The organism is Thiomicrorhabdus arctica DSM 13458 (assembly GCF_000381085.1).
In the GTDB taxonomy this organism is placed as follows: Bacteria; Pseudomonadota; Gammaproteobacteria; order Thiomicrospirales; family Thiomicrospiraceae; genus Thiomicrorhabdus; species Thiomicrorhabdus arctica.
In genome coordinates, this window is record NZ_KB905899.1 from 254,214 (window position 1) to 268,931 (window position 14,718).

At 43.4% G+C, this 14,718-nt stretch carries 14 protein-coding genes; 13 read left to right on the top strand and 1 reads right to left on the bottom strand.

Annotation, left to right across the window (positions count from 1 at the left end):
- The first annotated feature begins 3 nt into the window (after window positions 1–3).
- The 9 genes from truA to F612_RS0101190 all read left to right on the top strand — a co-directional run bounded on the left by truA (window position 4) and on the right by F612_RS0101190 (window position 9,183).
- Window positions 4–789, top strand: a complete 786-nt coding sequence (truA, locus tag F612_RS0101150; protein WP_019555906.1) for a tRNA pseudouridine(38-40) synthase TruA — start codon at window positions 4–6, stop codon at window positions 787–789.
- Window positions 786–1,424, top strand: a complete 639-nt coding sequence (locus tag F612_RS0101155; protein ID WP_019555907.1) for a phosphoribosylanthranilate isomerase — start codon at window positions 786–788, stop codon at window positions 1,422–1,424. The genes truA and F612_RS0101155 overlap by 4 nt, the downstream gene beginning before the upstream one ends.
- Window positions 1,421–2,626 carry a tryptophan synthase subunit beta gene (trpB, locus tag F612_RS0101160; protein WP_019555908.1) on the top strand — a complete coding sequence of 402 codons (1,206 nt, stop codon included), beginning with the start codon at window positions 1,421–1,423 and terminating at the stop codon, window positions 2,624–2,626. Before F612_RS0101155 ends, trpB begins: the two co-directional genes overlap by 4 nt.
- Window positions 2,627–2,696: 70 nt before the next feature.
- The gene (gene trpA, locus F612_RS0101165) at window positions 2,697–3,527 is read left to right on the top strand and encodes a tryptophan synthase subunit alpha (protein WP_019555909.1); all 831 of its coding nucleotides are present in this window, start codon (window positions 2,697–2,699) and stop codon (window positions 3,525–3,527) included.
- A 2-nt stretch (window positions 3,528–3,529) separates the two neighbouring features.
- Window positions 3,530–4,384, top strand: a complete 855-nt coding sequence (accD, locus tag F612_RS0101170) for an acetyl-CoA carboxylase, carboxyltransferase subunit beta (protein WP_019555910.1) — start codon at window positions 3,530–3,532, stop codon at window positions 4,382–4,384.
- Between the two features lie 81 nt (window positions 4,385–4,465).
- Window positions 4,466–5,812, top strand: a complete 1,347-nt coding sequence (locus F612_RS11920; RefSeq protein ID WP_019555911.1) for a bifunctional folylpolyglutamate synthase/dihydrofolate synthase — start codon at window positions 4,466–4,468, stop codon at window positions 5,810–5,812.
- Window positions 5,805–6,365, top strand: a complete 561-nt coding sequence (locus F612_RS0101180; protein WP_019555912.1) for an SPOR domain-containing protein — start codon at window positions 5,805–5,807, stop codon at window positions 6,363–6,365. The genes F612_RS11920 and F612_RS0101180 overlap by 8 nt, the downstream gene beginning before the upstream one ends.
- Window positions 6,366–6,414: 49 nt before the next feature.
- Entirely contained in the window at window positions 6,415–7,932 is a 1,518-nt protein-coding gene (gene purF / locus F612_RS0101185) for an amidophosphoribosyltransferase (RefSeq protein WP_019555913.1), read from the top strand.
- Window positions 7,933–8,004: 72 nt separating this feature from the next.
- Window positions 8,005–9,183, top strand: coding sequence for an O-succinylhomoserine sulfhydrylase (locus tag F612_RS0101190; protein WP_019555914.1), 1,179 nt, complete (start codon window positions 8,005–8,007; stop codon window positions 9,181–9,183).
- 103 nt (window positions 9,184–9,286) lie between these two features.
- Here F612_RS0101190 and yhbY read toward each other — a convergent pair whose 3' ends face one another.
- A complete protein-coding gene (gene yhbY, locus F612_RS0101195) occupies window positions 9,287–9,595 on the bottom strand; it encodes a ribosome assembly RNA-binding protein YhbY (protein ID WP_019555915.1) in 309 nt (102 codons plus the stop codon).
- Between the two features lie 65 nt (window positions 9,596–9,660).
- Here yhbY and rlmE point away from each other — a divergent pair, with 65 nt between their 5' ends.
- The 4 genes from rlmE (at window position 9,661) to glmM (ending at window position 14,685) form a co-directional block, all read left to right on the top strand.
- Window positions 9,661–10,281: a 23S rRNA (uridine(2552)-2'-O)-methyltransferase RlmE gene (gene rlmE / locus F612_RS0101200; protein ID WP_019555916.1), complete on the top strand. Its 621-nt coding sequence runs from the start codon at window positions 9,661–9,663 to the stop codon at window positions 10,279–10,281.
- 151 nt (window positions 10,282–10,432) lie between these two features.
- The gene (gene ftsH / locus F612_RS0101205) at window positions 10,433–12,406 is read left to right on the top strand and encodes an ATP-dependent zinc metalloprotease FtsH (protein ID WP_019555917.1); all 1,974 of its coding nucleotides are present in this window, start codon (window positions 10,433–10,435) and stop codon (window positions 12,404–12,406) included.
- 73 nt (window positions 12,407–12,479) lie between these two features.
- Window positions 12,480–13,316, top strand: a complete 837-nt coding sequence (folP, locus tag F612_RS0101210) for a dihydropteroate synthase (protein ID WP_019555918.1) — start codon at window positions 12,480–12,482, stop codon at window positions 13,314–13,316.
- Window positions 13,317–13,350: 34 nt separating this feature from the next.
- Complete coding sequence (gene glmM / locus F612_RS0101215) at window positions 13,351–14,685, top strand: phosphoglucosamine mutase (RefSeq protein ID WP_019555919.1); 1,335 nt, start codon at window positions 13,351–13,353, stop codon at window positions 14,683–14,685.
- Window positions 14,686–14,718: the final 33 nt, after the last annotated feature.

Consider the following 14,718-nt stretch of genomic DNA (forward strand, 5'->3'; position numbering starts at 1 on the left):
CCGGTGATTAAAATTGCACTGGGCATAGAGTACCAAGGTACTCAGTACTGTGGTTACCAGCGACAATTGGATTGTCCAACGGTTCAGGGGAACTTAGAACAGGCTTTGTCTAATATTGCCAATGAACCGATTGCACTCACCTGTGCAGGTCGCACCGATACGGGTGTACATGCTGTTGGTCAGGTAGTGCATTTTGAAACCAAGGCAATACGACAGTTAAAAGCTTGGGTTCAAGGGGCAAATACAAAGTTGCCATCTGATATTCGTATTAGCTGGGCCAAAGAAGTTACAGAAGACTTCCATGCACGTTTCTCAGCGGGCTCTCGGCAGTATCGTTATGTGATTTATAATCGTAGAGTGAACTCTGCGGTCTTAGCCAATAGGGTGACATGGATTTACGACCATTTGGACGTTGATAAAATGCACCAGGGGGCGCAAGCGTTATTGGGTCATCATGATTTTAGTTCCTTTAGAGCCTCAGGTTGTCAGGCAAGTAACGCATTGCGAACAGTGGAATCAGTCTCGGTATCGCGTAAAGGAGATTTTGTCTTTATCGATATTCAGGCGAATGCGTTTTTACATCACATGGTGCGCAATATTGCAGGGACATTGTTTCAAATCGGTTTATCTGAGAAACCAGTGGAGTGGGTTGCAGAAGTGTTGGCCTTAATGGATCGAACCAAAGCCGCGGCGACAGGGCCTGCAACAGGCTTGTATTTTGTGAATGCATTTTATCCAGAAAAATATGGAATTCCTAAGGTGGCTTTAGATGAGGTGCTGTGGCAGTGAACCAGAAGAATCAAAGAACACGCGTTAAAATTTGCGGATTAACCTCTAAGGAAGATGCTTTATTGGCAGTGAATAACGGCGCAGATGCCGTTGGTTTAGTATTTTATGAACCCAGTCCTCGTCACGTGAATATTGACCAGGCCTGTTCAATTGCAGAATCGATTCCTGCGTTTGTGACCAAGACAGCCTTATTTGTGAATCCGGACGCTGAATACGTTAAAGCGGTATTAAGATCGGTTAAAATTGATCTCTTGCAGTTTCACGGTGATGAGAGTCCTGAATTCTGTGAACAATTTGGTCTGACCTATATTAAAGCCGTCAGAATGCGTGAAGGGATTGATTTAGTGGCTTTAGAAAAGCGTTACAGTGGGTCAGCAGGCTTGCTATTAGATGCTTATAAAAAAGGTGTGCCGGGGGGTACCGGAGAACAGTTTGATTGGGCAAGTATTCCAGCAGGGATCGCTCAAAAAATTATTTTAGCGGGTGGTTTAAAGGCTGAGAATGTCCAGAGAGCTATCCAGCAGGTCGCGCCTTGGGCGCTTGACGTCAGTGGTGGAGTAGAGGCTTCGAAAGGAGTAAAATCCGCTGAAAAAATACAAAAATTTATGCAACAAGTTATGAGGTCAGTCCAGTGACAATTGATTATTCTAAATACCCTGATGAGCACGGTCATTTTGGTCCTTATGGTGGTACTTTCGCGCCAGAAACGTTAATGGCCGCATTGGAGCAACTTAGTCAAGAATATGCCAGTGTTAAGAACGATCCCGATTTTTTAAAAGAGTTGGCTGAAGATTTACAAAACTATGTAGGGCGTCCTACACCTTTATATTATGCAAAACGTTGGTCAGAATCTTTAGGCGGTGCAAAAATCTATCTGAAGCGTGAAGATTTGAACCACACTGGCGCACATAAAGTGAACAATGCAATTGGTCAAGCCTTACTCGCAAAACGTTTGGGCAAAACACGTATTATCGCTGAAACGGGCGCAGGTCAGCATGGCGTTGCCAGCGCGACCGTAGCCGCACGTTTAGGTTTGGAATGTGTCGTCTATATGGGGGCGGATGATATTGTTCGTCAAGCTCCGAATGTTATGAGAATGAAGATGCTGGGTGCGACTGTGATCGCTGTTGAGTCTGGTTCACGCACGTTAAAAGATGCATTAAATGAAGCGATGCGCGACTGGGTGACCAATGTGGATGATACTTTCTATATTATTGGTACGGTTGCTGGACCACATCCTTATCCTGCTATGGTGAGAGATTTTCAGGCGATTATTGGTCGTGAAACCAAGCAACAATCCTTAACACAGGAAGGTAAGTTACCGGATGTTTTGATTGCGTGTGTGGGGGGAGGATCTAATGCCATTGGTTTATTTTATGAATTTTTAGGCGATGACAGTGTCAAAATGGTTGGGGTTGAGCCGGGCGGTTTAGGTCTAGAGACGGGCAAGCATGCAGCGCCTTTATGCAAAGGTTCTCCGGGGGTTCTCCATGGCAATCGTACCTATTTGATGCAAGATGAAAATGGTCAAATTTTAGGTACACACTCAATATCCGCGGGCCTGGATTATCCAGGTGTGGGTCCTGAACATGCTTGGTTAAAAGATATCAAACGCGTTGAGTATGTCTCGATTGACGATGAAGAAGCGTTGCAAGGCTTTAGAGACCTAACCAAATATGAAGGTATTATTCCGGCACTTGAGTCCAGCCATGCAATTGCCTATGCGACCAAATTGGCACCGACCCTATCTAAGGATCAGGTCATTGTGGTTAACTTGTCAGGTCGTGGTGACAAAGATATGAATACCATTGCACAAATTGAAGGCTTTGAGGTTTAAGCGATTGGGGTTCATTCAGGTTAAACCACCGTCAGTCACGATTAAATGAAGTCTTTTTTAGGGAAATAGTATGAGCAGGATACAACAAAAATTCGACGAATTGAAAAGAGTCGGTAAGACGGCTCTAATTCCGTATATTACCGCGGGTGATCCCGAGCCAAATGCAACCATAGATTTAATGCATTTGCTCGTTCAAAAGGGTGCAGACATGCTTGAATTGGGTGTGCCTTTTTCAGACCCGATGGCCGATGGCCCTGTGATTCAAAAAGCCGTCGAACGGGCGTTGCGTCATAATGTCAGCTTGGATGATGTCCTTGAGTTTGTCCGCGTCTTTCGTGAACAGGATAGTGAAACCCCGATCATTTTAATGGGCTATCTAAACCCGATTGAAGCCATGGGTTACGAAGCGTTTGCCAACGCAGCAAGTTCTGTAGGTGTGGATGCGGTATTGACCGTTGATATGCCACCTGAAGAATCTCAAGGTTATTTACAGGCACTCAGTACACATGAATTAGATCGTATCTTTTTAGTTTCTCCGACTACGCCGGAGAGCCGTTTAAAGTCCGTTAATGAAAAAGGCAGCGGTTTTGTCTATTATGTTTCTTTAAAAGGTGTGACAGGCTCAAAAGAGTTAGATACGGCGGATGTTGCCAATAATATGGCACGATTACAGGCTAAATTAAAAATACCTATTGGCATTGGCTTTGGGATTAATAATGGACCAATGGCGTTTGAAATGGCAAAGCTTGGCGATGCTGTGGTGGTGGGTTCTTCGTTAGTCAAATTAATAGAAGCCAATGAATCCAAAGGGCGTTATGATATTCATCTTGCCATTGGTGAAAAAATGGCAGAATTTCGGCACGCGATAGACAGAGCCGATGCACTTAAAGGTCAGGAGTAGACATGAGCTGGTTTGAAAAAATTTTACCAAGTATTAAACAAGTTACGGAACGCAAAAAATCCGTGCCCGAAGGCTTGTGGACGAAGTGCCCTAAGTGTGAAGCGACCCTTTATCGTTCTGAAGTTGCGCGCAATAAAGAAGTCTGTCCTAAGTGCCAGCACCATATGCGTTTAGGAGGTCGTCAGCGTTTGCATGCCTTTTTGGATGAAGGCAGTTTCAAAGAGACGGCTGCGAATATTTCACCTGTGGATGCGCTTAAATTTAAAGACATTAAAAAATATAAAGATCGAATCGCGGCTGCCCAAAAAGCCACGGGTGAGAAAGATGCTTTAATTACGGGTGTCGGAACAATTAATGGCCTAGAAGTGGTCACGGCGGCATTTGAATTCAAGTTTATGGGTGGCTCAATGGGGTCGGTTGTTGGCGAGAAGTTTGTGCGTGGTGTCAATGAGGCGATTGAACGTCAATGCCCATTTATCTGTTTCTCAGCCAGTGGTGGTGCGCGTATGCAAGAAGCGTTGTTTTCTCTAATGCAGATGGCGAAGACCAGTGCTGCGTTAGGCCGCTTACGTGCAAAAGGATTACCATTTATTTCGGTATTGACTGACCCTACTATGGGAGGTGTTTCAGCCAGTTTTGCAATGTTAGGGGATTTGAATGTGGCAGAACCTAAAGCATTGATTGGTTTTGCAGGACCTCGTGTTATCGAACAGACCGTTCGTGAAAAACTGCCCGAAGGATTTCAACGCAGTGAATTTTTGCTTGCTCATGGGGCGATTGACCGCATTATTCACCGTCATGAATTAGCGAATGAATTGTCTGATATTTGTAAGATGTTACTGAACAAATCGGCTTAATTTATTTGAGTGGTGAGTCACATTATCAATGTGTAATTATTTACCTCAATCCCGTACTACGCGGGGCAAAGATTTAAAAATATGATAATTCCAAATCGTCATTCTAGTCTAACGGACTGGGTTGATTGGTTACTTCAATTACACGCTCAAGAAATAGACCTTGGCCTCGACCGAATTCGTTTGGTAGCGAATGCTATGCAATTGACTAAGCCCGCTCCATTGGTGATTAGTGTTGCTGGCACAAATGGCAAAGGTTCGAGTGTTGCTTTATTGGTTGCGATTCTCAAAGCCGCTGGACATCAAGTTGGCGCTTATACTTCTCCGCATATCCAGTTTTTTAACGAACGCATACAGATTAACGGTAATCCGGTCAGCGATGATTTAATCATTGAGGCATTTGTCGCGATTGAAGAGGCAAGAGCACAAACTAAATTAACCTATTTTGAGTTTTCAACCTTAGCGGCACTCTATCTCTTTAAACGAGCTCAGTTAGAGGTCGTCGTACTTGAGGTAGGTTTAGGCGGGCGCCTGGATGCCGTCAATATAATCGATGCAGATGCCGCTTTGATCACTGCGATTGATATTGATCATGTCGATTGGTTAGGAGATGATCGCTCTGTTATCGCCACAGAAAAAGCCGGTATCATGCGCCGTGGGAAACCTGCTGTTTGTTCAGATATGAATCCACCAGCCAGTTTAATGGCTTATGCAAATGAACATGCCGTGCCGTTAAGCCAGTTTAAAGTTGATTTCGATGTCCTGGTAAATGACCAGGCCTGGTCGTTTACATGGTTAACGCAGCAAAATGGTGTACAGTTGAAAGGCACATTAGACGACTTACCTTTTCCAGCCCTCAAGGGGGCGTTTCAACTGAATAATGCGGCAGGGGTGATTGCGCTTTTATTCAAATTTACGGCCATATTACGAGTGGATCGTAAAGCGATTAATTTAGGCTTACAACAAGTCAGTCATCCTGGTAGATTGCAATCCCTAAAGATTGGCGCTCAGTCCTGGTTAATTGATGTTGCACATAATCCCCAGTCAGCTCTGGCGTTAGCGACTTACTTACAGCAACAACAAGCCAAGCATACTAAATTACAATATTTGTCTCTATTTTCGGTATTAAATGATAAAGATGCACTGCCAATGGTTCAACAGATAGCGCCTTTTGTGTCTACTTGGTTGATTGTTGACTTAGAGATTCCTCGAGCAACTTCAGTTAACGCTTTACGTGTCTTATTGAAGGCGGCAGGGGTTGAAGATTTAAATATCATCACCAAGAAGAGTATGGAGGATGCAGTTTCTTATGCAAAAAGCTGTGCTGTAGAAGATGTGTTAGTTTGGGGCTCATTTTTTACGGTATCTCAAGTATTAGCCAGTTTAGCCGTGAAAAAACCCATTTCAAAAACAGAGAAAGCACATGGATGATCTGAGTAAGTACCGTATAACAGGTGCTTTTCTTTGGCTTTTGGTACTGGTGATTTTAGTGCCTAGTTGGTATGGAAATCCCGTCAATTTTCATCCGGATGGGCATCAAAGCGTTGTGACTAAAGGGGAACGCCCTTTAGTAGAGCATATTTATGAATTACCTGTGCAAGCGGCCCAAAAGCAAGCAGAGATTCAAAGCAGCCCGGTGGCGAACAGTCAAACTACAGATAAAGACGCGGTCGTTAAGTCGATTAAAGAATCTAAAAGCACAGTGGTTGACAATCCGTTAGTTTCTAACGATCCAAAGAAGATGGAGCAAGCCTCTTCCCCCCAATGGATCGTCAGAATTACAGCCTACACAGAGATCAAGAAAGCCAACGATTTACGGGGGCGTCTTGAGTCTGATTATGCAGTATGGATTAAAGAATTTAAAAAAAGTGGAACTTATTCAGTGCGAACAGGACCTTATCTTTCTAAGGTCAAAGCTGAACAAGATAAACAAAAATTAGATAAAATGTTACGAACGAATGCAGAAGTCGTGCAACTTAATTGATCAGTGAGACGCTGAACAAAAATTTTTAAGTAAGAGAGAGTGTGCAAAGATGTGCGGTATTGTTGGGATTGTATTGGCTAACGGCCAAACGGTTGGTCAAGAGATTTATGACGCTTTAACTACGTTACAACATCGTGGTCAGGATGCCGCTGGTATTGTGACGTGTGACCAAGGACGTTTTTATCAACGTAAAGAGAACGGCATGGTTAAGGATGTGTTTCGCACACGTCACATGCGAGATTTGCATGGCAATATCGGAATCGGTCATGTCCGCTATCCAACGGCAGGATCTTCTTCAAGTGCAGAAGCGCAGCCGTTTTATGTTAACTCTCCTTATGGAATCGCAATGGGGCATAACGGTAACTTAACCAATGCTGATGAGTTGGCTCAGGATATTTATCGCCAAGACTTACGTCACCTTAATACCAATTCAGACTCTGAAGTGCTCTTAAATATTTTTGCACACGAGTTGATGCAACAGAAAAAACTGTTTATTGACCATGAAGATGTTTTCAATGCGGTGCGGAATGTGCATAAACGTGTGAAGGGGGGGTATGCTGCGGTCGGTGTTATCTCTAATATCGGTATTGTCGCTTTTCGCGATCCTTTTGGTTTGCGTCCGGTCGTGGTCGGTAAACGTGCGAATGCAAATGGTTTTGATTACATGGTGGCTTCTGAATCCGTCGCTTTAGATGGTTTGGGTTACGAGTTGTTAAAAGATTTGGCACCTGGAGAAGCGGTCGTCATTACCGATTCCGGTCAGATCTTCTTTCAGCAGTGTGCTGAAAAGCCGAAATTATCGCCTTGTATATTTGAGTTTGTTTATTTTGCACGTCCTGATTCAATGATTGACAATATTTCCGTTCATAAGTCTCGTTTACGTATGGGTGAAAAACTTGCTGATAAAATTCTTAAAGAGTGGCCAGATCATGATATTGATGTGGTGATGCCGATTCCAGACACCAGTCGCACCTCGGCATTAGAGTTGGCCTCTCGATTAGGTTCTCCATATCGTGAAGGTTTTATCAAAAACCGCTACATCGGACGTACCTTTATTATGCCTGGACAGCAGTTGCGTAAGAAATCGGTACGCCAAAAATTGAATGCCATTGGTTTAGAGTTTGAAGGTAAAAATGTCTTATTAGTCGATGATTCGATTGTTCGTGGTACCACCTCTGCTCAAATTGTAGAAATGGCTCGTGAAGCGGGCGCTAAAAAAGTCTATTTCGCCTCTGCGGCACCTCCGGTTCGTTTTCCTTATGTTTATGGAATTGATATGCCGTCGCCAACAGAGTTGGTTGCGAGTAATCGAACGGTTGAAGAAGTGGGCAAAATTATTGGTTGTGATAAATTAATCTATCAAGATCTGGAAGATTTGATTGAAGCGGTCGGGGTGGGTAATGAAGAAATTTCTGAATTTGACACCTCTTGTTTCAGTGGCATTTATGCCACAGGCGATATTACGCCTGAATATTTAGCTTCTATAGACAGTGCTCGCAATGATGATGCTCAAGCAACTAAACAGGCTTCTGGCCAGGAAACGGTTGGAATTTACAACGGTAACTAAAGGGGTGGCTAGGCTGTCGTTGAGTTTAACCAGGCCTGGTAGCGTTACTGTTTTTAATGATAGAGAGTTATGATGAATTCATTTGATATTGAAACATTAGCTGTTCGTGCCGGTTACGACCAAACGCAAGAGCAAGAAAATAGTGAGGCGATTTTTCCGACGTCTAGTTTTCGTTATACATCTGCAGCTCAAGCAGCTGCACGGTTTAGCGGAGAAGAGAAAGGGAATGTTTATTCTCGTTTTACGAACCCAACCGTTCGCGCATTTGAAAATCGTCTTGCGCTCATGGAAGGTGGTGAGGCATGTGTCGGCACATCCTCAGGCATGGCAGCCATTCTCTCAACTTTTATGGCTTTATATGAGTCAGGTGATCATGTTATTTGCTCACAAAGTGTTTTTGGCACCACCAAAGTTCTGTTCAATAAATACCTAGTCAAATTTGGGCTGGAGGTTACGTTTGTCTCGCAGACGGATACTTCAGAATGGAAAAAGGCGATTCAGCCAAATACTAAGGCGTTCTTTTTAGAGACCCCCTCTAACCCTCTGACAGAGATTGCAGACTTATCGACCATAAGTGCTTTGGCCAAGGCCAATGGGTGTTTATTAATTGTTGATAATTGCTTCTGCACACCGATTCTGCAAAGACCTTTAGAGCAAGGTGCTGATATAATTATCCATTCCGCTACAAAATTTCTAGATGGTCAAGGACGAGGAATTGGGGGTGCCGTGGTTGGTTCAAATGAATTAGTTGATGAGCATGTACGCGGTTTTATGCGAACGGCCGGACCTTCAATGAGCCCCTTTAACGCATGGATTTTTTTAAAAGGTCTGGAAACGTTACCTATTAGAATGGCAGCACATTGTCAAAGTGCGCTGCAATTAGCAGAGTGGCTTTCTTTGCACCCTGCTGTAGAGCAAGTTTTTTATCCTGGATTAAAGTCACACCCACAGTATGAGTTGGCTTGTAAACAGCAGTCTGCTGGTGGCGGCTTGGTGAGTTTTAAAGTGAAAGGCAACCAAGCTGAAGCATGGTCGGTCATTGATCATACTCAAATGGTATCAATCACGGCAAACCTAGGGGATGTTAAAACCAGTATTACTCATCCCGCAACCACCACACACGTTCGCGTAGAGCCTGATGCGAGACTTAGGGCGGGTATAACGGATAACTTAATACGTCTGTCAGTTGGTTTGGAGTCAATCGAAGATATTAAAGCAGATCTTGCAAGAGGTTTAGATCTATTGAGATAGGTCGGTTTTTGCAGAGCCTTCGCTAAGTAATAAAGTGGTTACTTAGCGGGTTGATGAGTGAAATTCTTTATTCTGATTTCGCTCTTCTCTTGTGGTTGTTCAACTAGTTTCTAGGCAGTGGCAGTTCAGTTTCATCGTTCTGGCGGTAGATAACACAGATTTTACCAATGGTTTGAACAAGAAGTGCACCACTTTCTTTCACAAGGTGCTGAACAATCTCTTTGCGTTCATCACGATCTGCACTGGCGATTTTTATTTTAAGAATTTCATGATGTGCAAGGGTGCTTTCTAGCTCAGCCATTAGACTTTCTGTCACACCGTTAGCACCAATCATTATCATTGGATTTAAACCGTGCGCGATGCCACGTAGATATTTTTTTTGATTATTGGTAAGTTTTTCTGGCTGGCTCATTGAATATTCCAATCATGGTCATTATTAATTAAATAGTATTTGTATATTGTAGTTGAAAACGAATTATGGCGAGAAGTAAATCGAGCGACGTTTGGTTAAAAGAGCATTTTAACGATCCATACGTTCAAAAGGCAAAGCTAGAAGGCTGGCGTTCGCGTGCAGTTTATAAGTTACAAGAGATAGATGACAAAGACAGCTTGTTTAAACCGGGTATGTGTGTCGTTGATTTGGGCGCGGCTCCAGGCGGCTGGTCGCAATGGACGACACATAAGGTTGGCAATAAAGGCGAGGTTTTTGCCTTAGATATTCTGCCCGTAGAGCCTTTTGCTGGAGTGACCTTTATTCAGGGTGATTTTAGAGAGGATGAGGTCTATGATGGCTTATTGTCAGCTTTAGCCGGACGCGATGTTGATGTGGTTATGTCCGATATGGCGCCGAATATGAGTGGGAATAAAGGGGTAGATATTCCCCGTGCCATGTATTTAGTTGAATTGTGTATTGAACTTGCTGATCAGGTATTGAAGCCGAATGGTGATTTATTGATGAAAGTCTTCCAGGGGGAAGGTTACGATCAATTGTTAAAAACGCTGCGGTCAAAGTATCAAAAAGTCATCACACGTAAGCCAGATTCTTCTCGTGCACGAAGTAAAGAAATTTATTTATTGGCGCGAGGCAAAAAGGCTTAAGAAATGCTAAGGCCTAGTTTTTTAAGCGCGTCATAAGTTTTATTTATGAAAAATATGGTAAAGTAGCAAGATTGGATTAATTTAAACGAAACTTTTCGAGGGGCGCGGTGCCCTTCTTGGAAAGATCTTAGAGAGCGGTTAAGGGTAGTCAATGAAGAATGATATGCTAAAAAATGTATTGGTTTGGGCGATTGCGGCAATGATATTGATGTCTGTATTCAATCATTTCAGTAGTAAGGGGCAAAGTGCTTCTAGTCGTCTAGATTATTCTGATTTTATTGATCAGGTTCAGCAGGGGCAAGTCAGTAAAGTGAATATTGAAGGTCCTACGATTCGTGGTGTTTATATCAGTGGCGATTCATTTACAACCTATAACCCTGGTGATGCCGGTCTAATGGGTGATTTGTTAGACAATCACGTTAAGATTACGGCACAACCGCCAGAGCAGCAAGGCGTGTTGATGCAGATCTTTATCTCATGGTTCCCTATGTTGTTATTGATTGGGGTGTGGATTTTCTTTATGAAATCCGTCGGTGGCGGTATGGGTGGTAAAGGTGGCCCAATGTCATTCGGTAAAAGTAAGGCTAAAATGCTAACAGACGAGCAGATTAAAGTAACCTTAGATGATGTAGCGGGTGCAGATGAAGCTAAGCAAGAGGTTGGAGAAATTGTTGATTTCTTGAAAGATCCTGCTAAATATCAAAATTTGGGAGGCAGTATTCCCCGCGGTGTGTTGATGATCGGACCTCCAGGTACCGGTAAGACGTTGTTGGCGAAAGCAATTGCTGGCGAAGCACAAGTACCATTCTTCACCATTTCGGGATCTGATTTTGTTGAAATGTTTGTTGGTGTAGGTGCTTCTCGTGTACGTGATATGTTTGAGCAAGCTAAGGCACATGCACCTTGTATTATCTTTATTGATGAGATTGATGCTGTTGGCCGTAAGCGTGGTTCGGGTATGGGCGGCGGAAACGATGAGCGTGAGCAGACATTGAATCAATTATTGGTTGAAATGGATGGCTTTGAAGGCAATGAAGGTGTCATTGTTATTGCTGCCACAAACCGTGCAGATGTTTTAGATAACGCATTACTGCGTCCTGGCCGTTTTGATCGTCAGGTGACGGTAGGTTTACCGGATATTCGTGGCCGTGAGCAAATATTAAAGGTTCATATGCGCAAAGTGCCTGTGGCAGATGATGTTAATCCATCCTATATCGCTCGAGGTACGCCTGGATTCTCTGGTGCCGATTTGGCTAACTTAGTGAATGAAGCTGCACTGTTTGCAGCAAGACTCAATGAAAAGTTAGTGACTCAGAAGCACTTCGAAAAAGCCAAAGATAAGATTCTAATGGGGGTTGAGCGTAAGAGCATGGTCATGAACGATAAAGAGCGTAAAATGACCGCTTATCATGAAGCTGGGCATGCCATTATTGGTTGGTTAGTGCCAGAGCATGATCCTGTTTACAAGGTTAGTATTATGCCTCGTGGCCGTGCATTGGGTGTGACTATGTATTTGCCTGAAGAGGATTCTTATAGCTACAGTAAACAAAAGCTAGAAAGTCAGTTATCAAGTTTGTATGGCGGTCGTATTGCTGAAGATCAAATTTATGGTCCTGATATGGTCACCACCGGTGCGAGTAATGACATAGAACGCGCCACAGCGATTGCTCGTAATATGGTTACCAAGTGGGGTATGTCTGATGATCTAGGGCCTTTATTATATGAAGAAGAAGATAATGGCAGCTTCATGGGAACTTCTCGTAATGCGAATGTTTCAGGTGAAATTTCAAAACAAATTGATGTGGAAATCCGTAAGCTCATTGACCGTAATTACCAACGCGCCCAGAATATTCTTTTAGAGCGTGCAAGTGAACTTGAATTAATGGCTGAAGCATTAATGACTTATGAAACGATTGATGCAGATCAGATTAAAAACATTATGGAAGGTCGCCCATCAGGTGAACCTAAGGATTGGAGTGACTCTAATGATGATGGGACTTCCGCAACACCGGGTGAAGCAGCTCCTGAAGAGGTGATTCAAGATAACCCTGGTAATGATAGTCGTTCTGATGATTTAAGTGGTGATGGACCAGTTGTAGAAAATGGTGAGCCTAAAGCGCCTTAAGTTCTGAATAAAGTCATTTTAGGGCCTAACGAAACCCCGTTGAATCGGGGTTTTTTTTTGAATAGGAAAAGTCATGTTTAACATTAAAGCATTAATTGACGAAAAATCATCAACTCAAGATGGCATGCCTCTCGTAATGGGTGTTTTAAATGTTACTCCAGACTCTTTTTCAGACGGTGGGCGTTTTGTCACTCAAAATCAGTTTACGCAACATGTTGCAGAGATGGTTTTAGCGGGCGTTGATATTATTGATGTCGGTGGAGAGTCCACCAGGCCTGGCGCGATTAAAATAGGGCTTCAACAAGAGTTAGATCGTGTATTGCCAGCGATTGAGTGGATTGCCGCACGTTACGATACGCCCCTCTCAATTGATACCTATAAACCTCAGGTAATGAGCGAAGCGGTTAGCGGAGGTGCCGTGTTGATTAATGATGTCAATGCATTGCAGGCGGAAGGTGCTATTGAATGTGCTATAAATTCCGGCGCTACGGTTTGTTTAATGCATAAATTGGGTGAGTTTGCTACGATGCAGGATACGCCTGAATATCAAGACGTGGTAAAAGATGTTTGTGACTTTTTATTAGCTCGTGCAAACCTGTGTCAACAAGCGGGAATGGATAAAAATAAAATTATCTTAGATCCAGGGTTTGGGTTTGGTAAGACTTTAGCGCATAATAGCGAGCTATTCGAAAATTTAGAGCGTTTCGTCTTGTTGGGGTATCCTCTTTTAGTGGGGGTCTCCAGAAAGCGCATGATCGGTGATATTTTAAATGCAGCTGCTGTAGAAGATCGAATTGTCGGTAGTGTGGCCGCAGCGGTTTTAGCGTCGCTTAAGGGGGCTCGTATTGTGCGAGTTCATGATGTTAAAGAAACGGTTGAGGCTTTACGGGTCACAATGCATTTAATGTAGCGTTCGTGTGTTTTACATAAAGAGTTGAGAGAGTATGCAGAGTAAGAAGAAATACTTTGGAACGGATGGGATTCGCAATCGTGTTGGTCAGGGAATGATTTGCCCAGACCAAGTATTAAAGCTTGGTTGGGCAACCGGAAAGGTCATGCGTGAACGTGGTGAAAAAACGGTCATGATTGGCAAGGATACGCGTATTTCTGGCTATATGTTTGAGTCAGCTCTGGAAGCGGGTTTTATTGCTGCGGGTATTGATGTGTTGTTGTTGGGCCCTATGCCAACGCCAGCGGTTGCATATCTAACTCAGACCTTTCGTGCAGATGCCGGGATCGTGATCAGTGCATCGCATAATCCTCATTATGATAATGGCATTAAGTTCTTTTCGGCCACGGGGAAAAAAATCAGTGATCAGATTGAATTAGCGGTCGAGGCGGCTTTCGAATTAGATATGGAAGTTGTCCCTTCGGAAGAGTTGGGAAAGGCACGTCGAATAGAAGATGCGGCTGGTCGCTATATAGAGTTTTGTAAAAGTACCTTTCATGGTAAACACAAGCTAGATAATTATAAGATTGTAGTAGATTGTTCACATGGTGCGACCTATCACATTGGCCCACATGTGTTTGCTGAATTGGGTGCTGAAGTGATTACCATTGGTGCAGAGCCTAATGGAGTCAATATCAACCAGGAATGTGGTGCGACCCATCTTGATTTGCTGCAGAAAACGGTCATAGCAGAAGGCGCCGATTTTGGGATTGCTTTTGATGGTGATGGCGATCGAGTCATGATGGTTGATGAGCAAGGCGGGATTGTTGATGGTGATATTATTTTGTATATCCTGGCAACAGTGTTGCGTAATGACGTCACCGGGGTAGTCGGGACGGTGATGAGTAATCTGGGTGTCGAGATTGCTCTCAAAGACGCTGGGGTCGATTTACAGCGTACCAATGTCGGTGATCGTTATGTCATGGAACGATTGGTGGAAAATCAGTGGTTGTATGGTGCAGAACCTTCAGGGCATGTTCTTTGTTTGGATAAGACGACAACAGGTGATGGAATTATTGCCGCATTGCAAGTTCTAACAGCGATGGTGCAGTCGGGTAAAAGTTTATTAGAATTATCTTCTGTGGTTGATATGTATCCTCAGATATTGAAGAATATTAGAGTTGAGAGCGCGATCGGATTGGATGAAAACGTTCCACTTAAAGAAAAAATAGCTGAACTTGAAGGTTTAATGGGAAATGAAGGTCGAATTTTAATTCGTGCTTCAGGAACCGAACCTTTAATTCGTGTCATGGTTGAGGGTAAAGAGGCTGATTTAGTAAAAACAGTCGCTGAACTGTTAGCTAATTTGGTTAAATCAGAATTTTCGTAAAATTTCAAGATTGTGTTTGATTAAAGAAAACGC

What these genes read in the sequence shown, in the direction of transcription:
- accD (WP_019555910.1), top strand. Translation starts at nt 3,530, where the DNA reads ATGAGCTGGTTTGAAAAAATTTTACCAAGTATTAAACAAGTTACGGAA.
- yhbY (WP_019555915.1), bottom strand. Translation starts at nt 9,595, where the DNA reads ATGAGCCAGCCAGAAAAACTTACCAATAATCAAAAAAAATATCTACGT.
- F612_RS11920 (WP_019555911.1), top strand. Translation starts at nt 4,466, where the DNA reads ATGATAATTCCAAATCGTCATTCTAGTCTAACGGACTGGGTTGATTGG.
- purF (WP_019555913.1), top strand. Translation starts at nt 6,415, where the DNA reads ATGTGCGGTATTGTTGGGATTGTATTGGCTAACGGCCAAACGGTTGGT.
- glmM (WP_019555919.1), top strand. Translation starts at nt 13,351, where the DNA reads ATGCAGAGTAAGAAGAAATACTTTGGAACGGATGGGATTCGCAATCGT.
- trpA (WP_019555909.1), top strand. Translation starts at nt 2,697, where the DNA reads ATGAGCAGGATACAACAAAAATTCGACGAATTGAAAAGAGTCGGTAAG.
- ftsH (WP_019555917.1), top strand. Translation starts at nt 10,433, where the DNA reads ATGAAGAATGATATGCTAAAAAATGTATTGGTTTGGGCGATTGCGGCA.
- rlmE (WP_019555916.1), top strand. Translation starts at nt 9,661, where the DNA reads ATGGCGAGAAGTAAATCGAGCGACGTTTGGTTAAAAGAGCATTTTAAC.
- F612_RS0101180 (WP_019555912.1), top strand. Translation starts at nt 5,805, where the DNA reads ATGGATGATCTGAGTAAGTACCGTATAACAGGTGCTTTTCTTTGGCTT.
- F612_RS0101190 (WP_019555914.1), top strand. Translation starts at nt 8,005, where the DNA reads ATGAATTCATTTGATATTGAAACATTAGCTGTTCGTGCCGGTTACGAC.
- folP (WP_019555918.1), top strand. Translation starts at nt 12,480, where the DNA reads ATGTTTAACATTAAAGCATTAATTGACGAAAAATCATCAACTCAAGAT.